The following is a 22,777-nucleotide window of genomic DNA, read 5'->3' as shown; positions in this document are numbered from 1 at the left end:
TTCCTCCTATGAACCTTTTTTAGTTGTTTTTTGTCTTCGCAAGTAATACCCAACGCCTACCAGAATCATGACGCCAAGCAAAAACGTCCCTGTCTTAACTGCACCTGTTTGTGGAAACTTACTGAATGGCGGTTTATTCCCAATATTCGTCGGTTCTTCTGAATCTTTTGTAGGTGTTTTTTGTCGTTCATTATAAACGCGCGGTGTTGCACTTTCTTTTGCCTCCTCAGGTACTTTTCCTGAATGCAGTTCCAACATTTTTTGTCCAGCAACAGTTACAAAGGTTTCGTTTCCTTCATCATCAACCCATGAAGCAGGAATTTTCACCTCGATTTTTTTACTCTCTTCGTTAATCTCATACCCTTCAACACTCTGAACTTCTTCAAAATAATAAGTATTCGGTGCTAGAAGCAAACCATCTGTGTCGACTAACCCATTGTCTTTTGACTGATATTTACGAATATTTTCGTCTGTTAATGGCTCATTATTCTTTGCTTTCTCCCACTTGCTGTTAAAGCTTTTAGTAGAATCAGCTGTCAGATAAAGTTTTTCCCCTTCTTCGAGTTTATATAGGACAAATTTTGCTCCTGCTAATGGCGTACCTTCTTCATTTGTTCCCTTCGTTCGGCCATATTTAAAGAAATAAGGGTCTCGTAAATAGCCAATGTTTTTGGGATATAAATGAATTTCTTGTAGTTCCTTCGCTGTGTCCATTGGATCCATAATTGGTAAAACAACGGCTAGAGGAGTAGTCAATGTATCTTTAGCCAGATTCGTTCCACTCCCCGTATCTGTCTCTTGTTCAACAAACAAATACACCGCATCTTGGGCGTTACTCTTTCGCGGAAGACGAATTCTGCCGATTCCTCCGCCATACTTTCCATTTGTTTCACCTTCATCTTGTGTTTGAATGGTGCCAACCAATGGAATTGCTTCTTTTTCAATCAATGTATCAATCTGTTGGAAACTGTAGCCCGCCATGGTTTGCACAAATTGTTTTGCTGTCCCATTATTTGCTTTACCATAGTATTCGGTCAGATCATACACCTGAAATTTTGCTCCATTCAATGGCGTTGTTTGTGTGATGACATCTACATCCGTCGTCTTCTTATCAATTTCTTTGCCATCATTTTCATACATCTCAAAATTTTCCTGACTGTAATCCACATCACGAATGATGCGCTTATGCAAAATAATCTCAACTTCATCATTAGTTTGTGCCTGAACGATTGTCATCGGAATGAAAAGAAAAGAAAGAGTCGTTAGTATCACACCAGCTAGATTTAACAGTTTGCGACTCATTTTAATCCCTTCTTTCTTTTGTTTTGATAATAGAAGTAACTTCCACCAACTATTCCAGCCAAGCCAACTAAAATTGCTGAGATCAGCATAAAGATTTGCCTACCTTGACCGCCTGTAGCTGGAAGTGGATTTTCCGTATCATTACCTACCTCAACTGACAACGCAATTCTCTCGTTATCAATCAATTCATAAGTAAGTTCCTTTGTTTCAGCCGGGGAGCTTGCATCCATTGTCGGATAATAAGCTATTTCTGCTTTCAAACTTCCCTTTTCCTTTCCAGGAATGACTTTTGAATCCCCATCTAGCGCTGCTTGTTCTCGGTAACTAAGGGTTAACAAGAAATAGCCCGGCAATTTTCGATAACCTTCTGGTGCCTCTGTTTCAATAATTCGATAATTACCAGCTGCTAAATCTTTGGAGATAAAACTTGCTGAATCATTTTCATCCACAGCCAATCCATTTTCGATCAACTCGAAGCCATCATCTAGTTGTTTCTCAATACTAAAACTTGCACCTTCCAATTTCCGCTTGGTTACACTGTCTAATTTTTCCAGTGTCAAATCTATTGGAGCTAAGTCATTCGTTAAAGTTAATTCTAAAATATCGTCAATCATTTGGTAGCCAGTTGGGGATTGAGCTGACTCTTCATCAAGATTTATTCCATCAACAATAAAATTACCTTCTTCATTCACTTCAAATTGAAAGACTTTATTGGATAATTGATAGCCACTTGGTGCAACGCTTTCTGTAACTGTGTATTCACCTGGCATCAATCTCAGCGGTATGTCATAGTCTAAATCAGCATATTTTTCAGTATGGTAACGATAGGCGTAGAAATAACCGATACCATCCGCTTGTCGTTCCGTGTTTGGCTCCAACGGATTCCCTGTATAGGCACGGTAAGCAGGGAAAGATGCATCATTTTCTTTTGTAATCGTAAATCCTGCACCATTTAACAGCTGATCATTCGCATCTAATTTTTTCACGCGAACTTCTCGATATAAGAAGGTATTTTCAACCTCAAATTCGATCCACAACGTATTATCATTTTCATCAACGGTATAAGACAAGAATGTCCAATCTGCTGCATTTATTTGTTTTAATCGGATCCGATCATTATTTTGGATCTGTAATAACCAATCCTCTTCTTTCACCGGGTCTTGATACCCCGCAGGATTTTTTGTTTCAACAACTCGATATTCTACATATTGATAACCATCGCCAGAATGAACAAAGCTGCCTGATTTGGCTAAAGAATAGACTTTTTTTTGTCCATTTTCGTCTAACACATACGTTTCGGTGTCATCAATCTCGTAAAAAGTCAACGTTCCTTTAGTAGCATCTTTACTTTCGCCAGAAACGCCTTTTGCCACAGGCTTCCCTTGAAGTTCCCCCGAACCATTCGTTTCATAAAGAGAAAATTCAGCACCATCGATTGCTAATCGACTTTCTTTGGCTACCTTTTTCAAGTTTAGTTGAACAGGTTTGTACTCATTTTTCATTTCTAACTGTACAAATAGTTCAGCAAAGTCCGTTTCTGATTCGTTTTTCTTCTGAACGACTGATAATTTATGATGACTTCCTTCAAAATAAGAATCAGGATCATCACCTTCGGTATCATTGATTTCGCTTACTCGGTTACCTGAGGTTCCTGCCGCAGTTAATTCGTAATGGCCTAATGTTTCACCAGGTTTTGCGATATGTTTTTTGATTTGGAACTTTAAGGCCTCTTCTACTAGTTCATACCTTTCAGGCCCTTCCATTTCCTTGACCCAATAAACATTACTAATAGCGTCTTCTCCATCACTTAGTACATTAATCTTCGTATTAAAGATAGCTTGTCCATTATCTGTCGTTCGACTTTGCTCAATTAAATTAGCTTCAGATAAGCTCGGATCTGCATCATATAAGCCAAACAGCACACCTGCTAATGGCTGTCCATCTTCTCCAGTTTTCTTAATCTGTAGATTACGGTCAGGATGCTCAAAACGAATCGACGGTGCCGGGAAAAACATTTTCCCTGACTCAACATTATTCTCGTAATCTTCTTGGTTTTGGATATAAGCTAAGTTATTGACAGTGTAGAAATTCCCATCTTGGGCACCACCATCTAGTTTCACTTGATACTTGATTCGTACCATTTCGCCTTCACCCAACGAAATTGGTGAAAATTTATAGGCATGATTATCTCGTCCTTGATAACTAGTCGGCATTGCTACAACATCAGCTGGCCTTTGCCCATGCTTTTCCTCATCCCATAGCTCCGGTGCTTGATAGCGAACGCTACCTTCCGAGTTATTATCAAGATGATAATAGTTGATTTCAGCCGATGTTCCGCCATTAAACAAGGACACATTAAAACCTGTTTCATCATACAAAGTTGCTTGACGAATTGTTTTCGTAAATGTTGAAGAAATTGATTCTAGCGCTGTAACAATATCTTGTTTATTGCTTGCATTGTAATAGTACGAAGTCCCGTCGTCTTTGGAATCAGCAATATTTTGCAACACATTTCGACCAATCGCATCTAATCGTTGACGGCCACTAACAGAACCATCAATTCCTAGACCAATCGTGAAAATATTCGGTGGATCAGTCATCTTATTTTTTAACCAGTGATGATAAGCCACTGTATTAATTGCTGCACTTTTTTCTTTTGTACTCGCAGCTCCAGTCGTCGAATTATCGGCTGTACCATTACCAATCCAGTAAGATTTTGCATCTCCATCTTTAACTTCCCCGCCATAATATCTAGTTTGTGTCGCACCATTAACTAAAGGTGGGACAGGTTCATCAGCTGGTCGATCAAAATCACTTGGATAAGTCAGCGGTCCATTAAAACCTGCACCTGACGTATTTCCAGAATAGGTCTCAAAATTTCTGAAAGGTTCAATATTATTTGTTGCCGTTGTAACAGTTGTATCGGCAACTATCGTTAGATTTCCCCAGTTGCCCCACCGATTTGTATTTCTGACTCTTGTTTGTGATTGGATAGGTCCATAACTAAATGTTGGGATACCATCGCCAACAACAATTAGAATCTTCTCAGGATTTCGTTCAGCTTCACCATCATCTTCGTATAAAATTTCATAGCCTTTTCGTAATCCCAACGAAAGCGGTGTTCCCCCTTCTGGGCTTCGATAAAGAGCCGTGTTACTTGTTCGATTCGTAATTCTGTTAATGTCATTAGTCATTCCTAAGGTGTTAGAGTCAATACCATTTTGATTTCCTCCATCAACAGGATATTCAGAATAAAAATTGACCATTCCAATTCGAGCATCCATTGTTGGATTAGATAGTAAATTGCGACTAATTTCCACAACAGCTTCTTCTAAAGCGTTGTTTTTTGACTGGTTATTGTTGGCACCTGTCGTTTCATTCATACTTGCTGATTTGTCTAATACGAAAACCACATCTACCGGATGAACATCACGGTTTTCTCCACCAATCACATCAAGATAAACGTTGTATAGCGTGGTATTGTCTTCTGGGTTTATCTCACTACTAGTGCTTTCTTGCAAAACAGGTTCTACCCATTTTTTAATATAAGCACCACTATAGTCTAAATAACTATTTGCAAATGTTCGATCATTTCCCCACAGTTGAACTGTCGGTGCGCGTGTATCTGTTTCGCCAGTTCCTGCTGTTGAACCATTGTCAGTTGCATAGTTATAATTACGCCAATTGGCTCCGCCACTTTGATATTCTTCATCTGAAATTGGTTCGTCATTGCCATTCTCATATAGTTCACCCTTATCACCAGTATATGTAGCAGATTCTTGTCCACCAGCTAATACTTTCGTATAATCATTTGTTGCAAAATATGGGTAACGGTGTTGTGTATCTCCATCTGTTGGATAAATATATTTGTAAGGATCATTTGTTGCTGTGGGGCCAAGTCTTTCAAGGATACCCGCAAACAGCGGACTTTGATTTCTAACCAATGGTGTTCCTTGACTTTTCACTTCATTTGTTTCGTTGGGTTGTTCTGTGGTGTTTGTTTTTTCAGCATCTTCATTTTGGACGCTTTCATCTGTGGTGTTTTGTGTTGCGTTGTCTTCTGTTTTACTTGTTTCTATTTCTTTGTCTGTTTCTTTTACTTCTTCATCGGCGCTTTCTTCTTGCACTTTTTCATCTACGACAACTTGCAAGGGAAGTTCCCCATCTGTGATTTCTGTCCCTTTTTCTGTCTCGAAAGTCAGCGTCCCGCTCTTTGCTTCTGTCGAATAAACCTTTCCAATATACCAAGTTTCACCTGAAATTTCTTCTGTCTTCAAATCTGTACCTTCTGAATCATAAGAAGAAAGTCCCTGTCCGCGAACATTTTTTACCGTGCCAATCCCAGCAGCTGCTGTATCAATTGCTAGTCGAATCCGTCCTTCATTCGTGCTGGCCTTTTTTTCAAATTGAATCGTCCATTCTAAGGCATTTTCTTTTTCAATATAACCTCCTTCCACCTTTGCGTAATCTTCATCTAATAACACTTCCAAGTCTATTTCTGCTTCTTCTTGCACGGTTTGGCTCTCTGCTGTCTGAGCTTCAGCAAATACCTGTTGTACACTCACAGCTGTTTCAATATAAGGTGCAAGAATCATCCCAACTGCAATTAAAGGCATCATCCACTTAGAAACAACTTTCACTATCAATCACCCTTCCTTCCACTTATCAAAAGTTCATTATCTAACAATCAATCTAATCGTAATCTAATATTTACAATTAGATTATACTTTATTCTCTAATCAAAAACAAATAAAAGTTCATTGTTTTTTAATTTTTATTTGTAAATAGCTATGTATCAAGGCTTCATACTAACGATAAATAATTATCCTTTTATGAAATTAAAATGATAGAAAATTTTGAAAACTTTTTTATAACACGTATTATTTTCACAATACGTGGCTAATTACACACTAATTTGTTTTTTATGAACTATTTCAAGCTATTAGCGGACACAAAAAAGAGATTGCGACTAACGTCACAACCTCACTGCTTTCAAGCTTGTCCATTCTTAACCGAACAGCTAATTTTCTTTTTATTGCGCTACTTTACGTTGTTCTTGTACTGTTGCAACTTTTACGAATGGCAAGTAAATCAAGACTGAAAGAAGCAAGTTAACCGCAGCTAACACTCCGCCTGCCATACTCTTAGTTGCCAAAATCCCACCGATAACTGGTGGCGTTACCCATGGAGGCATAACTGTTGCTGCCGGAACGATTCCTGTTAGTGTGGCGAAGTAAGCAACACTAACTAAAATCATTGGAGTCAAGATAAACGGAATAAACATAATCGGATTCAATACGATTGGTAAACCAAACATTGTTGGTTCATTGATATTAAAGATACCTGGTGCAATTGATAAGTTTGTTACGACCATATAAGGTTTGTTTTTACGACCAACCAAGTAAATAGCTAATAACAAACCTAATGTAGCACCTGTACCACCTAAGTTAACGAAACTATCAAAGAATGGTTTATTAACAATAAAAGGTGCATCATGTCCTGCAGCAATTGCTTTCACATTTGCTTCGATTGCAGGTGCATTGATTGTTTGCATCAATGGGTCAACCATGTTTGCCCCATGTAATCCGAAGAACCATAAGAATGGTGTAATGAATGCTAATAATAATGCTGATGGATATGAGTTTGCAAGTCCCATAAATGGTTCTTGAACTAATGTGTAAAATGCACCTACAATATCAGCTACGCCAAATGCAGCAAAGATTGCAGCAATTAGTGCAAAGAATGAAATAGTAATCATTGCAGGTAATAATGAAGCAAATGCTTTTGCAACTGCTGGCGGAACACCGTCAGGCATTTTAATAATTAATTTTTCATTTCCACTTAATCGAACAAAAATTTCTGTTGAGACGATCCCAACAATAATTGCAATAAATAAACCAGTTGAGCTCATGCCCAATGCTCCGCCTAAAGCGAAGAATGATCCTAATGAAATAACACCGGCAGACACACCGTCTTTTTTATAACCATTCGCTAAATGATAAGCTAACAAGAAAGCAATCAGTACTGAAAGGATTGCAAATGTTCCGTTCCAAGCTGCGCCACCGAAACCTTTCCATGCTTCTCCACCAAAAATTGAATTCATCAACTCTTGGAATCCAGGGATTGGCAAGTTATTGATCATAACTGCTAACGCTCCTAGAATCATTAACGGCATACTTACCATAAATGAATCACGAATGGCAACCAAATGTCGTTGAGCACCAATTTTTGATGCTACAGGTATAAAATGTTTCTCCATAAATGCAACAAATCTATCCATCTTTCCTACCTCTTTCTTTTACCCCTTTACGCGTCGATTCGACGGTATAAATCAATAATTTCTTTTGCTAAATCAGTAAATGCAATTGATGTCATCAAGTGATCTTGACTATGAACAGTCAATAATGTAACGTCCACATGATTGCCTTGTGCTTCTTGTGTAAGCATTTCTGTTTGTGAATGATGTGCTTGCACTAAAGATTCTTCTGCATCTTTGATTTTTGCATCTGCTAATTCAAAGTCGCCACTTTTTGCAGCAGCAATCGCTTCCATTGCATCGCTTTTTGCGTTTCCGCCAAACATGATCAAGCCCATGATTGCCTCAAGATTTTTTTGATCTTCCATTGTTCTTCATCCCCTCTATTTTCTATTCAAGTTTTTATTGGTTAATTAAGTTTTCCGCTTGTTCTAAAACTTTTGCACCGTTCATCATGCCGTAGTCTTGCATATTGATTACGTCTAAAGGAATTCCTTTTGGTGCAAGTTTTTCTTCAAATTGATTTTTCATAAAACGAACTTGTGGGCCTAAAAGTAAAACGTCTACATTTTTATCTTCTAGATGACGATCAGCATCAGATGCTGATACAGCAAAGATATCTGCTTCTACACCTTTTTCTTCAGCCACTTTTTGCATTTTCGTTACTAATAGACTAGTACTCATTCCTGCTGAGCAGACAAGCATAATTGTTTTCTTTTCCATTTAGAACACATCCTTTTCTCTTACTTACACTTTTATATAACGCAAGTACCGTGCCAAAAATAAAAGCGCTTTACAGCACTACTCTATCAAGGGTTACAGCCACAAACCGTTCGTGCGCACACTAATAAATAAAAATACACAAGTTATTATTAGTGTGCAGTGTTTACGGTTTCATACGTGATTTCTGTGCAAAAAAAGAGCGTGAAACAGTTTTCTTTCGATCAACTGCTTCACACTTTAATTATTTTTGATTACTAAATTGATTGTACACTACTCATTTCTTATAGCCATAGAGATTTAATTTTCCAGACAAGTACTCTCCAAGATAGATTTCATTGATTTTCTGGTACCCATTTTGTTGAATTTGCTCTTCTAACCAAACCTCATCTTTTTTGATCAATTCCAACACATCTTCATTAGATTGACCATCAACGATAATTGGATAGCGGATGTTTTCATCCCCAAATTCAATCAGTGTCAATTGGCCGTTTTGTTCCAAGACAGCACGTTTTACATTTTCTACTTCGTAAATGCCATTTGCTCGAAGCTTAAACATCAATTCATTGGCTGAGATTCCATTTTTCAAACATTCATTCACATCAACGACACCATTTTGAATCAAGGTAATCGGTCGACCATCCACCACTCGTTTCACATAGCGGTTGTGTTCTTTAGCAAATTTGAGAACTAATACTAGTAACGTCCAGATAATCAGCACCAGTACAAATTGCAATACAGTAATTGAGTCATTATAGATAACACCGCCAATAATTCCACCCAATACATAATTTTGAACCTGATCCAATGCTGAAGAAGGAGCCAAGTTTCCTTTTCCCATCAAATTAATTTGAATAATCAAACAAATGATACCTAACGCAAATTTAATAATAATTGGTGTATAAAACTGCATATTTTTTCTCCTTACTCATTGATGATTTTAATCTCTGGATTAGTAACATATGCTCGTTCTAGCGTATAAGATGTCTGGTCACCGCTTAAGTTGACTTTATAAAAATCATCTGCGATTTTCACAATGATTCCGTCTGCCAGTTGTGTGGAATTGACCAAGATCTCTTCTTTCGCTAAGTTTTTTTCTTTTGAAATTTGTTCCACTAGGTTAACCATTTGAGAAGATTGGGAGTATCTACTTTGGTTCACTTGATAATCCGAATACTGAACGCCAGAAACAAACAATAAGAATAAGAAAAAGATAATGCTAAGATCTCGATACTTCGTTTGAATTCGATGTCGTAAATACAAACTAAAAACTACGACCAATAGAATCAATGAACCAAAAATAAAAAAATATTTTACATAATCATTTAAGTTCGTTTGTGCTTCCAAATAGGTGATGCTATAAAAAGTCATACAATTCCCCTCGCTCATATCTGTTCAAACTGAAAAAATTTCAGTTCTACTTTTCTCAAAAATGGCAGTCGTCATTCATAAAATAAGTCAATCCGACTGAAATAGGCAATCAAAACACGACTCATCTTTGAAACAGCATACAGCTCACGCAATTTTCGTCGTTGAGCTACACGTTAGTCAAAGTAAGTCTGAAATACTGGTTGAAACTCCGCATAGCTTTCTTGATTAGCCGACCATTTCTGCAGACGAATTGGCAACTGTTTTGAAGCTACCTGAGTAATTAACCCATACAAACCATAAATCGGTTCATTTTCACCAGCCAACCAACAATCTGCTCCTAAGATATCTGCTGTTAATTGGCACAAAACAGCTGACTCAAAAAAACCACCACTGACTGCTAAGTTACTTGGTTCATTCACCATTTCATGGAGTCGCTTAACGTTGAACAGTACCCCTTCAATCACTGCTCGAACCATCTCAGCTCGGCGGTGATGAATCGTTAAACCTTTAAATTCCGCTGTTTGATTGGCTTTCCAAAGTGGAGCTCGCTCACCGTTGATATAGGGGAAGAAACGTAATCCCTTGGCACCGATTGGCGATTGTGCTAAATAGTCCGGAATCTTTTCATAGAATTGTACGGGGTCATCTGCAAAGACTTGGCTTGCCCACTCAAGTACTTTCCCACCGTTATTTGATGGCGCACCAATCACATAAATATTTTCAGTTAGATAGTAGCAAAAGTTTTGACGCTGCCAATCCAAAACTGGTGTACTAGTTATTTCTCGAACAGCAGCACTCGTACCAATGGTCAAACTTGCTGACAATCCGTTTGCCAGATAACCACCATAAGCCGCTAAACAACCATCACTTGCCCCTGCAAAAACTTGTACGCCAGGTAAAAAGTGTAGCTCGTCAGCCAGTTCTCTTTTGATTAAATATGAAGTAGTTGGTTCTACTAACTGGCCTAATTGATCCGTGCTGATACCAAGGTAACCTAAGATTTCTTTATCCCATTGACGTTTGGCTAAATTCAATAAACCTGTAGCAGACGCCGTAGACAAATCAATTGTTGAAACACCAGTGAAAAAGCCCATGAGCAATTCCTTCAGACCCAACCATTTCGTATTTTCAGGATACATTTTTCTTTTCTTAAAATAGAGAATTTTGGCAAAAGGTGTCATTTCATGAATCGGTGTACCTGTTTTTTGATAAAAACGTTCGGCTTCATTCGCCTGCTTGAAGACCGCTATCGCTTCTTTGCTTTGAGTGTCAGACCAAATAAAGACTTGTTCAAATTCACCAGCAACCACAGGCATACAACTGTGCATCGCCACGCTAAAACTGATTTTTGTGATTCGCTGTTTTAATGAGCGAGGTATTTCTCGCAATTCATTTTGGATAATCACTAAAATTTCAGAAGCTTTTTGATAACGGACACCCCCAGATTCGCTGTAAGTTTCCAATGGTACACGATGATAAAAAATGGTTTCTCCTTGAGCAATTGCACCAAATTTGATTGCAGTGGTTCCGATGTCAATACCTAAAAATATATCAGTCATTTTTTATTCTTCCTTCTTGTGTCTTTCTGAATTGTTTTCCTCAACTTTTTGATGTACTCGAGAAAGATTACTTAATCGCTTTTCTTGATGTTTTAAATGAATATATCCCCAGCTAACTATGATCAGAGCACCAAGCATATTTACGATGCAATCTTTCATCGTATCAATCAGTGCCTCATGCCCACTTAAAATCTCGCCTTCGCCTGTCATAAATTTTTGCATGTTAGTCCCTAATAAATGATCCGCTAAAAATTCATAGACTTCCCAAAGCAACCCGACTGTTGTTGCAAAGCAAAAGGCAAACAAGCTAATAAAAAATGGACTTAATTGAAGCGCTACTCGTTTACTTCGATTTAAATAAGCGACAATAATAAATCCTAGCGAACCCAGCATTGCCGCGCTAAATCCATGTAAGATCATATCCCAAAATGGTATTTTATAGTAGAAATTGCGTACCTCACCCAAATAAATTGCACAAAACAAAAAAAGAAAGAAAAGAATTTCCATCGTATCAGGAATCTCAATATCAAATTTCTGTTCTACTTGCCTTGGTAAAAAAATAATAATCATTCCTGCCACACATTGCAAAATCATCAACACATAATCACTTTTGACATGTTCGTACTCAGTTGTCGATGTTCCAGATGGCGTTTGAATCATCATGATAATGGCATATATAGTAGAAATTGCTAGTAAAATAAAGACTAAATAAAAAATAATCTTTTTCTTGTCCAACCAGTTTTTTTTCATAACAAGCTCCTTTGCTCATCTGGTTCTTCCGATGAGTCTTTTCCCTTATAAACATGATACAATAAGTGGATAGAAAATAGGAAATAACTAAGAGGTGAATCTAGTGAATAGTGAAAAATCATATACTCAGATCAAACAACTCATTGAACAAGAAACCAATCAAGCAGGCAAAAGCTTCACTGTTGGAAAGTTCACAGGCATTGGCTGGCTATTTATCCAACATTCGCCAGAAGAACCCGCTTCACCACTAATTGCAGTCAAGCAATACGCAAAAACAGTGAATATTTATGTACCCATTGATGAAAATGAACCGCCATTGGTTGAACAATATGCTCAGATCTTTGACAAAAGCAATTTGGGTAAGACATGTATTCGGATCTCTTCTTTAACACCAACTCGTTTAGATGCTCTAAAAGCATTAGTCCAAAAGATCAAAAGAGAAGCTGAACAAAGCGCGTAACTACGCTTTGTCCAGCTTCTCTTTTTCTATTTTAAACTGGCAAAATCAACAACTTGATACTCTGTTGTTTCAAACCATTTTTTTAACTCAGAGGAAGTCAATGTTTCTAAATCTTGACAACGTGGCAAGGTTAATGTGCTGTGGTCTAAAACGTATTGATCTAAGAAACCAGGGTGAAGATGTAATTCAATCACTGTTTCTTCTGGTAATGCTTGGTAACCAAACGCATCGTCTGCAAAGTCCCTAAGCTTCGTTCCACGATTGAGTACCGTCATCAATTTATCAAAATCAGGAATTTCTGCCAGTTGATAGGGCAATTTTTTTGGTGGTTGGTATCCATAAAATAAATTGGCATGGATGCCATATTTTTCAGCCAATTCAAATAAAGCTTGTCCAACTGCTTGATCGCCAACAGAATGTGTTTCCATGTGCACTGGGAATTCACCAAGTAATTCCTTAAAATGTAAGATTTGTGCTTCCATTTCTTGTTTGATTTCATGATAGTTAAACGTCAACGTTCCACCATTTTTGTAATGACTTGAAGAGAGGAATAGCCCCTTTTCATCCACTAAACTAGGAATTTTTTTCGCATCTGTCACTGGTTTTCCTAAAGTAAAGTTGATATGCAGATTGATTTCAACCGTTGGATCAATTGCTTGGATCAACGTAACTCCAGCTTTAGCTTCAGGCATATTCACCATTAACGAAGTACTCCTAACGATTCCTTCTTCCACACTTTTGGCAATTCCTAAATTAATAGCCTCTGACATTCCTAAGTCATCTGCATTTAAAATAAATTTTCTCATCATTCAGCCTTCCTTTTCACTTACTTCGTTTGAATCAGATGATTTTTATCTGTTAATGAAATCTTGACTTCTGGATAATCAAGTGTGTTTGTTAAAACGACTGCTGTTGTCGTATCGTAATCAGCTAATTGACTGAAATCCACTTGTCCAATGACTTGTCCTGCAGTTACTCGATCACCTTGTTTAACCTGCCAAGAAAAACCTTTTCCATTTAATTCTACTGTATTGAGACCAATATGGATTAATAATTGCTTACCATCATCAGCAGTGAACCCAATCGCATGTTTTGTTTGAGCCACTAGCTCTACAACACCGCTAACAGGTGCATATACCGTACCCTCACTTGGTTTGATTGCAAAACCTTCGCCCATGCTTTTTGAAGAAAATACTGGATCATTGATTTCTGAAATCGGCAAGTACTCTCCATTTAAAGGTGCTACTACTAAGTTAGTAGATGCAACTGGTTCTGCAGAAATTATTTTCTGTTCTTCTTCACTAATTGAGACTGTTTTCATTTGCTTACGCATCCACAAAGCAGTAGCTACTAGCGCCACGAAGAATGACACACCATTCGCTAATAATTGTGCACTAAAATTATTTCCAGGTCCTACAAACATTGAGAATGTAAAAATATTGGCTACTGGGGTAAAAGAATAAGCTTTGGTTTCAAAAAAGCCACTGATTGCGCCGCCAAGTGCTGCAGAAATCGAACCAATAATAAATGGCATTTTATACTTCAAGTTAATCCCATAAATGGCAGGCTCTGTGATCCCAAAAAAGCCTGATAATGAAGCAGAGGCAGCAATTTCTTTATCTTTTCCTTTTCTTAAAAATAGCCACGCGCCAACTACAGCACCAAATTGACCAAATACACCGTTAGAACCAATTGGTAAAATCGTATCTGCACCAGTGTTTTGAATATTGATTAACGCAATTGGTAAAATTCCCCAATGTAAACCAACCATCACTAATAATTGGAACAAGCCACCTAATAATGCACCCGCTAAAATCGGACTAAACGCATACACGCTAAAGTATGCTGTACCAATCAAATTGGCGATTCCATTTCCTAAAGGACCGATCAAAGCAAAGACTGCAATTCCGGTAATGATGATTGTAAAGAAAGGAACAAATACTGTGTGAGTGACTTTAGGCAAAACTTTTTTGACACCACGTTCGATATAGCTTTGTGCCCAAATTGCTAAAATCGTTGGAACAACAGCACCACCATAAGTTTTGAAACTAATCGTTAATCCCAACAATGACGCACTATCTAAAATACTAGCATCTGTTAATGGATAGATCATTGCCGCTGCGATTGCCAACGCTATAAATTGATTTGTCTTAAATCGATTGGCTGCTGTTACTGCGATAAACAAGGGTAATAATGTGAAGACACCAGATGCTAAGATACTTAACAATTGATATAGTCCACTATCTGCCGGCAAAATATTGTACATGGAAAGTGGAATCAAAAATCCTTTTAAAATCCCCGCTGCTGCCAACACACCAATATATGGGGTGAAGATAGCTGAAATTGTCGCAAATAATTCATCGTACCATGTTTGTTTCTCTTTTGGCTCATTTACTTGTTTCTCCGCATCTTCTGGTAATAGTTTCACTAATTCATCAAAGACATCCACCACGTCACTTCCAATTACTACTTGATGTTGTCCACCAGACTCGACATATTGAATCACACCAGGTACTTCTTTGATTTCTTCTTTTTCAACTTTTTGTCCATTGTTTAAATAAAAACGTAGGCGTGTCGCGCAGTGTGTTAGTGATGAAACATTTTCTTTTCCTCCCACTGCTTCTAAAATTGCTTGTGCTCTTTGTCGATCGTCCATTTCTTTTTCCTCCTTAAAAATTGTTCGTAAAAAACAAAAAACCAAAAAAACTAGCCCTCTTCAATCAAAAGAGAGTCGTTTTTTTGGTTATGCCTGGTCGAACCAGTTACACTCAAATTTCACTTATTTTTTTGATGTGGATTAGCAGATAAAGCAAATCTTCTTCGTCCAACGTCCAACCGTAAGACTCCTGCAAATAATGCTCGATTTTCTTTACGCACTGCGCTTCTTGCACATATTGTGCACGCAGTGTTTGATACAATTCATTTTTTCGATACTCAGTTGTCTCATGGTTAAGTTTCCTAGCAATAAAATATTTAAGATGCGTCACAAAACGTAAATAGTAGAATGAATCTTCTGGGAACTCTTTATGAAAATGATACGTAATAATATTGTTCACATCACTGATAATTTTAATGTAAGGATCTACTTTTTCACGCTCACCAAGACTTGCTTGACTATTGATAAAATGTAAGGCGTAGGCGTGTGCTTCTTGTCTAGGAATTTGTTTACCTGTCTCTTCCGCCAAATAATTCACCGCCCAATTTCCCAGCTCAAATTCTTTCGGGAAAAACTTTTCGATTTCAATTCGAAACGGTGCACTTAAAGAAATTCCTTGGTCTAAACGTTGCAACATGTAGTTCGTGTGATCCGCAACATTTAAAAACAAAAGATCTGTCGTTGGTAACTGGAGTTCTTGCTCAGCTTTTTTGACAATTTGATGAGAGTAGTTCATGACTTCTAGCGGAAACTGAGCCAAGTTAATCCCATTTAAATTGGAATCATTTAATTGATATACTTTTTCGACTTCATCTTCTGCAATCGTTTTAGGAAATTTTCCAAAGCCAATTCCCACTTCTGCAACAATAACTTCTTTGCCATCTTTCATCGCTAATGCAAAATTGTTGTTGATACTCTTGATGATCTCCAACTCGCAACCTCCAATCTAAGACAATAAAAAAGCCAACATTAATACACTGCTCCCACAGTCTATTACATGCTGGTTGATGCCTGGTCGGACCAGTAACACGCCTTTTATGTGAACATCATAACGGTAACTTCTTCAAAAGTCAATGATAAATGTAACCGTTTTTCGTTTTTATTACAAATGTTATACAATTTTCCTTATTTTTCTATCGAAAACAAGAAAAATTCTGTTATTACAAATACGCATCACTTATACAAGAGCAAGGGTTGAACCTCCTACTGTTTCTAGTCAGTAAAAAGTTCAACCCTTGCTCTTTTTATTCTTTACTGAAGTAAACGAACAAATTAAGGCAGCCGCAATCAGTTGTTCCTAATTTGTTGCGTTAAGGAAATCATCTCGAGTAATCCTTGCGCCACGTTTGCCCCATTATTTCCAGCTTTTGTGCCTGAACGTTCAATTGCTTGTTCAATTGTTTCTGTCGTCAGAACACCAAACATAACTGGAATTTCTGATGCTAAACCAACTTGTGCCACACCTTTTGCTACTTCATTACTAACCAATTCGTAATGAGTCGTTGCTCCACGAATCACCGCCCCAAGAGTCAACACACCATCATATTGATTCGTTGCAACGATTTTTTTGGTCATAAAGGGAATTTCAAAGGCTCCTGGAACCCAATAAACATCAATATTTTCTTCTTCTACGCCGTGACGAACCAAGCTGTCAATTGCCCCGCTTAGTAGTTTTGATGTAATAAATTCGTTAAATCGTCCAATAACAATCCCAATTTTTTTCGTTTGTCCATGAAAGTTTCCTTCAAAAGTATGCATTGTTTTCTCCATTCTCAAATTGATAATAAGTGATGAAATCTTGTTTTTTTCGTTTGTAGATACGTATAGTTTTCTTTTTCTGGCGGGATCTCAAGCGGCACGCGTTTAACGACCTCAATTCCTTGTTCCATCAACTGTGTCACTTTTTCTGGATTATTCGTCAATAATTCGATTCTCTGAATACCCGTTTTCTTTAACATTTCTACCGCAAATTGGTACGTTCGCTCATCTGGCTCAAATCCTAAAGCAAGATTCGCATCATAAGTATCAATACCTGTTTCTTGTAGTTGATAAGCCAATAATTTATTTTTTAAACCAATGCCTCTGCCTTCTTGACGTAAATAAAGAATAGCGCCTGTTCCTCTTTCCGAAATCATCCTCATAGCTTCATGAAGCTGGTCGCCACAGTCACAACGGTGGGAACCAAATACATCGCCAGTCAAACATTCAGAATGAATACGCACGAGTAAAGGTTCTTCACTCTTTCGCACATCACCTTTTGTTAGCAATAAATGTTCTTCACCAGCGTTGTCCTCAAACAAAGTTAATTCAAAGTCACCATATGCTGTAGGTAGTTGAACAGTTGGTCGTTGCTCTTCCAAATATTGTTTCAACTCTTCGACAGTAATAAGTGGCATCTGCCAGCTATGCGCCAAAACTTTTAGTTGCTCCAAACGTGCCATTGTTCCATCTTCATTTAAAATCTCACATATATAGGCAGCTTCTGATTGATTGGTTAATTTTGCTAAATCAAGTGCAGCTTCCGTGTGTCCTCTTCGCTTCAAGACGCCGCCTTCCTTGCCTATCAACGGAAAAATGTGGCCCGGTTGATGGAACATCGTAGCTTTCGTTGTTGTTTGCCCTAAAGCTTTGATCGTCTTTGCTCGATCGTAAGCAGAAATACCAGTTACCGTTGTTTCATAATCAACACTGATCGTAAATGCTGTACCAAATGGATCGGTATTTTTTTGGACCATCTCCGTTAACTGTAGCTGCTTGGCACGTTGAAGAGTGATTGGCGCACAAATGAGTCCTCGAGCAAATTTAGTCATAAAATTAATTGTTTCTGGTGATACTAAGTTTGCAATCCCAACTAAATCTCCTTCTGCCTCCCGGCTTTCATCATCTGCTACGATAATTAAGTTTCCTTTTCGTAATTCTAGTAAAGCTTCTTCAATTTTTTTATGGTTCATCTCTCTTGTCCTTCTTTCACCACTTAAGAATTCCTTGTGCCTTTACATACTTTCCTAGTAAATCAGTTTCAATGTTGACCAATTGTCCTTGAACCAGTTTTCCTAAATTCGTTTGTTCTTTTGAGTGTGGGATCAAGCTAACCGAAAAGGTCTGCTCGGTCACTGCTGTAACAGTTAAACTAACACCATTGATTGCAATCGATCCTTGCGGAATAATTTCACCTTTAAAAGTACCCGGTAATCCGAAAACAAAAACAAAGGCATTTTCTTGCATTTTTTTTTGTAGCAAGCGAGTCGTTCCATCTACGTGCCCTGTTACCAAGTGTCCTTCTAGTCGTCCGTTATAAGGCAATGCGCGTTCCAAATTGACCGGATCTCCGACTCTCATTTGCGAAAAAGTCGTTCGCTGATACGTTTCTGGCATCATTTCCACACAGAATCGTTGATTGTTGATTGCAATAGCCGTTAGACATGTACCATTGATAGCCATACTGTCTCCAATTCGATAATTGTCTAACAATTGTTCAGACGCTTCGCAAGTAAGTTCGATTGTGTGTCCATGTCGTGTAATCTTAGTCACTTTTCCCTGCTCTTGAATCAATCCAGTAAACATTTTATACTCTGCTCCCCACGATTTTTATTGTGTTGCCTAACGCTTGGATTGTGACATTGTTCAATTCTGTTACTTTTTCAACATGTCGACTAGAGGACATACTCGCAACACTATCACCACCTAAAATTTTAGGTGCAACGTAAGTAATCAGCTCTTCCCAACACGCACTTGCCAAAAAAGCATCATGGATTTTTGCACCACCTTCAACATACACAGATTGGATCAGTCGTTCTCCTAATTTTGTTAATACCTCGGAAATCAAAACTTTCGGCAGATAAATTACCTCAACATGTTTCGGTAATGTCTGACAAATTTCAGACTGTTCTGTAAAAATCAAAACTGGCGCTGTTTCATCTTGAAAAACAGCAAGATTTTCGTGTTCGAACACCCTTCCTCGTCGATCTAAGATTACTCGATAAAACGGAAAATCGTTTATCGCACTTGTTAACTTGGGATTGTCAGTCAAAATAGTTTGACTTCCTACCAAAATTGCTTGGTAATTCGCCCTTTCTTCGCGAACTTTTTTCACCACATATTCACTTGTTAATCTGGTTCGTTGGTTCAATAATGCTAACTTTCCATCTAATGATATTGCTTGTTTTAGCGCAACAAATGGCCGCTTCTTTTCAAAAAAATAATTGTAATGTCTGTTTAAATTTCGAACCTCTTCTTCTAACACACCAACTAAAACATGAATCCCATGATCTCGTAGTTTTTTTATCCCCTGACCAGACACTATAGGATTAGGGTCTACTTGTCCGACTACTACTTGCCTGATTCCAGCAGCAATAATTGCCTCTGTACAAGGTGGTTGTTTTCCGTGATGGTCACAAGGTTCTAGAGTGACATAAATTGTTGAATTGAGTAGTTTTTCGGGAGTATCGCATAAATAATCAATTGCTACTTTTTCTGCATGCGCATCGCCATATGCTAAATGTGCGCCGACTGCTAGGACTTGATTGCCTTTCACAATGACTGCACCGACTAAAGGGTTCGTAAATGTTTTCCCACGCCCTTTTTCCGCTGCTAGAATCGCTTTTTTCATAAATCGTTCATGCAAATGAATTCCTCCTTTCCAAACAAAAAAGCCCCGTATAATTACACGAGGCTTATAGTCAAAATAAACTCAAAGAAGCACGACAAAAAAAGGGTCACTTTTCCCGTCATTTTTTCGATAAGTTTTTCTTCTCCCATCCAGACTTTAACTGTCGGTTCTAGATTTTCACTAGATCAACCGCAAACTATTGCGGGTCACGGACTTCAAGTTAGACTTGTCACCGTCGGTCGGGAATTACACCCTGCCCCGAAGAAACATATTCAATTAACAAAAAAAGCATAACGTTCAAAAAAAAGAATGTCAACTGCTTTTTTCTTTCGCTTGATTCGCGACTTGCTTCAATCCATCGGAAAATGTTTGTGTCGCTTACGGTAATTCAATGGTGTGATTCCCTTGATTTTTTTGAATGAACGTACAAAGTAACTGGCCTCAACATAACCTAATTGATCGCTAATTTCGCTGATTGTTAAATCTGTTGTCCTCAATAATTGTTCCGCCCAATAGATTTTTAATTTCGCATAAATTTGACTGAAAGGTTCTCCAAACTCTTCTTTCAACTGTCGACTTAAGTAGCTTGGACTCAAATTCGTTACATCGGCTAACATATTTAGATCAACATGACTTCCTTTATTAGCAAAAATCAGATCAATTGCAGGTTGCAGCATTTTATTTTTGGCTAGATACCTATCTTTTTCTGTCCCTAATTGGTTTTCCAATAAAGATTGACGAATGTCTGCTTGCACTGTTTTTAAATCAACTGATTGATCCGGTACTTCTGCTTTTTTTGAAATGCGGAGTGTCTGCTTATACGCTTTGATTAAATAATCTTTTTTGATTGCTTCCGTTACGATGTATTCGCTTAAACTTTCTAACATTACAGCCGTTCTCTGCAAATCAGCCAAGGTAAACTTGGGATATTGTTCAAATAATTCGTGGTGTTCTTCTTTAAATGCTTCCAATTTTTCTTGGTCTTCTACTTGTAAAACTTGTTCTAACTTTTCTTGTCCATCTATTAGCAGAACTTCTCCAGCCATGATTGCACCAACATATTGATTATCAACCATAATTGGGATTGCCATATCAACAATATTAAAATGGCAACGGTAAATAAACGGCTCTCCTGTTCGAACAGCTTCCAGACCTCCTCTTGAATCACATTTTTCACAATAAACAGCCAATTCAGGGTGATTACGTACTAACTGGCAAAAAGGTTGAACTTGGCTGTGTTTCGTAATTGGTCTACCCCGATAATCTACTAAAATAATGGCCAAATGTGTAGCGAGGGCTAGACTTTCTTGAACTTTTTCCCATTTATCTAAATCTAAAACTTGTTCGATATCAAATAAAGTTGTGCTCATTTTCTCACCTCTAGTTAGTAGTATAGGACGATTTTCTAAAAATGACAAAATAATCCTATTTCACAAAATACTTCAACACATTCTCGAAAGAAAGCGGTATCAAAGTTCAATGATTCTTTGATGATAACGCTTTATGCTATAATAGTAAACGATAACAAGGAGGAACTACTGATGAGAAAAGCACTAATTTTACCAACCAAATATGTACAAGGTGAAGATGAATTACTGAACTTAGGTTACTTCGTATCGACTTTTGGGTCTTCTGCATTACTGATTGCAAACCCGGCTGATGTGGATCGTATTCGACCACAACTAGATGCTACCGCAGAGAAATTTGGTGTATCATTTATTGAAGGCGGTTTCAGTGGTGAAGTCACTCGAGCAGAAACAAAACGATTGCAACAAGTAGCTAAAGAACAACACACTGATTGCATTATTGGTTTAGGTGGCGGAAAAGCGATTGATGCTTCAAAAGTTGTAGCTGAGGGTGAAAAATTAATTATTGTTCCAACAATTGCAGCACAAGATGCGCCAACCTCTCACTCGGCTGTTTTGTACCATGAAGACGGTTCATTTGACGACTATGCTTACTTTAAACAAAGTCCAAGCGTTGTCTTAGTGGATACAAAAGTGGTGGCAAAAGCACCTACTCGTTTCTTGGTTGCTGGTATGGGTGACGCATTATCAACTTATTTTGAAGCACGTGCAACGCATGATTCTTATTCCCGCGTTAACGCAAGTTTGCCAATGGGTTCAAGAGAAGGCTTAACTCCTCCGGCTAGTGGCACTTATGCTGCCTTAGCGATGGCAAAATTATGTTGGGAACATTTACAAGAAGACGGCTTGAATGCAAAAATTGCTTGTGATGCGAATTTAGTGACTGAATCATTGAGTAAAATTGTCGAAACAAATATTTTGTTATCTGGTTTAGGATTTGAAAGTGGTGGTTTAGCTGCGGCTCATGCCATTCATAACGGAATGACTGTTTTACCTGGTGCACATAGTTACCTTCATGGTGAAAAAGTTGCTTTTGCAACCTTAACTCAGTTAGTTCTGGAAGATGCAAAAACGGAAGAAATGAATGACGTCATGGACTTCATGGCTTCTGTTGGATTGCCATTGACGCTAGCTGATCTAGGTGTGGATCACATTACTTATGAAGAAGCACTTGAAGTAGCAAAAATCGCTTGCATTCCTGAAGAATCCATTCATTCAATGCCGTTCCCAATTGTTGTCGAAGATGTCGCAAACGCTCTAATCGTCGCTGATCGAATTGGACAAGCCTACAAAGATAGAATGCGTAACTAAAAAGGAGTTTTTTGGAATGAAAAAAAGTATCTTACTCGTTTCTCATAGTCAAATGATTACAGATGGGCTCAAAGAAATGATTGAGCAAATGGGCAAAAGTGAGAATGTCGTGCTCTTTTCCCTAGGTGGAACTTCTGACGGAGAATTAGGTAGCGATCCAACCAAAATTGTAGATGCAATCAATGAAGCAACTGATAGTGATATCTTTTTTGTCTTCGCTGATCTTGGCAGTGCTGTCTTAAGTGCTGAACTTGCATATGATTTATTAGAACCAGAACAACAAGAAAAATATGTGTTAGTTGATGCCCCCTTAGTTGAAGGAGCATTCGCAGCTGGAATCACAGCAAGTGTTTCTGACGATCCCGACCATATTGTCAATGAAGCAAAGCAGGCAGCAAAGAAAGGTTGGAAATAAA

General features: G+C 38.0%; 20 protein-coding genes and 1 riboswitch. Of the genes, 3 read left to right on the top strand and 17 right to left on the bottom strand.

Annotated elements, in window-relative coordinates:
- Positions 1-6: 6 nt before the first annotated feature.
- The 9 genes from RV17_RS03880 to RV17_RS03840 all read right to left on the bottom strand — a co-directional run bounded on the left by RV17_RS03880 (position 7) and on the right by RV17_RS03840 (position 11,958).
- Complete coding sequence (locus tag RV17_RS03880; RefSeq protein WP_071868590.1) at positions 7-1,302, bottom strand: pilin N-terminal domain-containing protein; 1,296 nt, start codon at positions 1,300-1,302, stop codon at positions 7-9.
- Complete coding sequence (locus tag RV17_RS03875) at positions 1,299-5,942, bottom strand: VWA domain-containing protein (RefSeq protein WP_071868589.1); 4,644 nt, start codon at positions 5,940-5,942, stop codon at positions 1,299-1,301. The genes RV17_RS03880 and RV17_RS03875 overlap by 4 nt, the downstream gene beginning before the upstream one ends.
- A 392-nt stretch (positions 5,943-6,334) precedes the next feature.
- Positions 6,335-7,582: a PTS sugar transporter subunit IIC gene (locus RV17_RS03870; protein ID WP_067483167.1), complete on the bottom strand. Its 1,248-nt coding sequence runs from the start codon at positions 7,580-7,582 to the stop codon at positions 6,335-6,337.
- A gap of 26 nt (positions 7,583-7,608) precedes the next feature.
- Entirely contained in the window at positions 7,609-7,926 is a 318-nt protein-coding gene (locus RV17_RS03865; protein ID WP_067483169.1) for a PTS lactose/cellobiose transporter subunit IIA, read from the bottom strand.
- A gap of 34 nt (positions 7,927-7,960) precedes the next feature.
- Complete coding sequence (locus RV17_RS03860; protein WP_067483171.1) at positions 7,961-8,281, bottom strand: PTS sugar transporter subunit IIB; 321 nt, start codon at positions 8,279-8,281, stop codon at positions 7,961-7,963.
- 274 nt (positions 8,282-8,555) lie between these two features.
- Positions 8,556-9,191, bottom strand: coding sequence for a DUF421 domain-containing protein (locus RV17_RS03855; RefSeq protein WP_071868588.1), 636 nt, complete (start codon positions 9,189-9,191; stop codon positions 8,556-8,558).
- A gap of 11 nt (positions 9,192-9,202) precedes the next feature.
- Positions 9,203-9,649 (bottom strand): DUF3290 domain-containing protein, encoded by a 447-nt coding sequence (locus RV17_RS03850; RefSeq protein ID WP_071868587.1) that lies wholly within the window; start codon positions 9,647-9,649, stop codon positions 9,203-9,205.
- Between the two features lie 173 nt (positions 9,650-9,822).
- The gene (locus tag RV17_RS03845; RefSeq protein ID WP_249024343.1) at positions 9,823-11,208 is read right to left on the bottom strand and encodes a gluconokinase; all 1,386 of its coding nucleotides are present in this window, start codon (positions 11,206-11,208) and stop codon (positions 9,823-9,825) included.
- A 3-nt stretch (positions 11,209-11,211) separates the two neighbouring features.
- Entirely contained in the window at positions 11,212-11,958 is a 747-nt protein-coding gene (locus tag RV17_RS03840) for a DUF2238 domain-containing protein (RefSeq protein ID WP_071868586.1), read from the bottom strand.
- A gap of 103 nt (positions 11,959-12,061) precedes the next feature.
- Here RV17_RS03840 and RV17_RS03835 point away from each other — a divergent pair, with 103 nt between their 5' ends.
- Positions 12,062-12,418, top strand: coding sequence for a hypothetical protein (locus tag RV17_RS03835; RefSeq protein WP_071868585.1), 357 nt, complete (start codon positions 12,062-12,064; stop codon positions 12,416-12,418).
- Positions 12,419-12,444: 26 nt separating this feature from the next.
- Here RV17_RS03835 and RV17_RS03830 read toward each other — a convergent pair whose 3' ends face one another.
- The 8 genes from RV17_RS03830 to RV17_RS03795 form a co-directional block, all read right to left on the bottom strand.
- Positions 12,445-13,224, bottom strand: a complete 780-nt coding sequence (locus RV17_RS03830; protein WP_071868584.1) for a ChbG/HpnK family deacetylase — start codon at positions 13,222-13,224, stop codon at positions 12,445-12,447.
- Between the two features lie 20 nt (positions 13,225-13,244).
- A complete protein-coding gene (locus RV17_RS03825) occupies positions 13,245-15,074 on the bottom strand; it encodes a beta-glucoside-specific PTS transporter subunit IIABC (RefSeq protein ID WP_071868583.1) in 1,830 nt (609 codons plus the stop codon).
- 112 nt (positions 15,075-15,186) lie between these two features.
- Positions 15,187-16,005, bottom strand: a complete 819-nt coding sequence (locus RV17_RS03820) for a PRD domain-containing protein (protein ID WP_071868582.1) — start codon at positions 16,003-16,005, stop codon at positions 15,187-15,189.
- Between the two features lie 356 nt (positions 16,006-16,361).
- Positions 16,362-16,832 carry a 6,7-dimethyl-8-ribityllumazine synthase gene (gene ribH / locus RV17_RS03815; RefSeq protein WP_067483187.1) on the bottom strand — a complete coding sequence of 157 codons (471 nt, stop codon included), beginning with the start codon at positions 16,830-16,832 and terminating at the stop codon, positions 16,362-16,364.
- 14 nt (positions 16,833-16,846) lie between these two features.
- Entirely contained in the window at positions 16,847-18,025 is a 1,179-nt protein-coding gene (locus RV17_RS03810) for a bifunctional 3,4-dihydroxy-2-butanone-4-phosphate synthase/GTP cyclohydrolase II (protein ID WP_071868581.1), read from the bottom strand.
- Positions 18,026-18,041: 16 nt separating this feature from the next.
- A complete protein-coding gene (locus RV17_RS03805; RefSeq protein WP_071868580.1) occupies positions 18,042-18,638 on the bottom strand; it encodes a riboflavin synthase in 597 nt (198 codons plus the stop codon).
- Between the two features lies 1 nt (position 18,639).
- Positions 18,640-19,698: a bifunctional diaminohydroxyphosphoribosylaminopyrimidine deaminase/5-amino-6-(5-phosphoribosylamino)uracil reductase RibD gene (ribD, locus tag RV17_RS03800; protein WP_071868579.1), complete on the bottom strand. Its 1,059-nt coding sequence runs from the start codon at positions 19,696-19,698 to the stop codon at positions 18,640-18,642.
- A 118-nt stretch (positions 19,699-19,816) separates the two neighbouring features.
- Positions 19,817-19,953: riboswitch (FMN riboswitch) on the bottom strand.
- An 80-nt stretch (positions 19,954-20,033) separates the two neighbouring features.
- Positions 20,034-21,053, bottom strand: a complete 1,020-nt coding sequence (locus RV17_RS03795; protein ID WP_071868578.1) for a PocR ligand-binding domain-containing protein — start codon at positions 21,051-21,053, stop codon at positions 20,034-20,036.
- 171 nt (positions 21,054-21,224) lie between these two features.
- Here RV17_RS03795 and RV17_RS03790 point away from each other — a divergent pair, with 171 nt between their 5' ends.
- A complete protein-coding gene (locus RV17_RS03790; RefSeq protein ID WP_067483196.1) occupies positions 21,225-22,361 on the top strand; it encodes a glycerol dehydrogenase in 1,137 nt (378 codons plus the stop codon).
- 16 nt (positions 22,362-22,377) lie between these two features.
- Positions 22,378-22,776 (top strand): dihydroxyacetone kinase phosphoryl donor subunit DhaM, encoded by a 399-nt coding sequence (gene dhaM, locus RV17_RS03785; RefSeq protein WP_067483198.1) that lies wholly within the window; start codon positions 22,378-22,380, stop codon positions 22,774-22,776.
- Position 22,777: the final 1 nt, after the last annotated feature.

The sequence above is a fragment of the Enterococcus thailandicus genome (assembly GCF_001886265.1).
Lineage (GTDB): Bacteria > Bacillota > Bacilli > Lactobacillales > Enterococcaceae > Enterococcus_B > Enterococcus_B thailandicus.
This window is presented reverse-complemented; position numbering and strand designations above follow the sequence as displayed.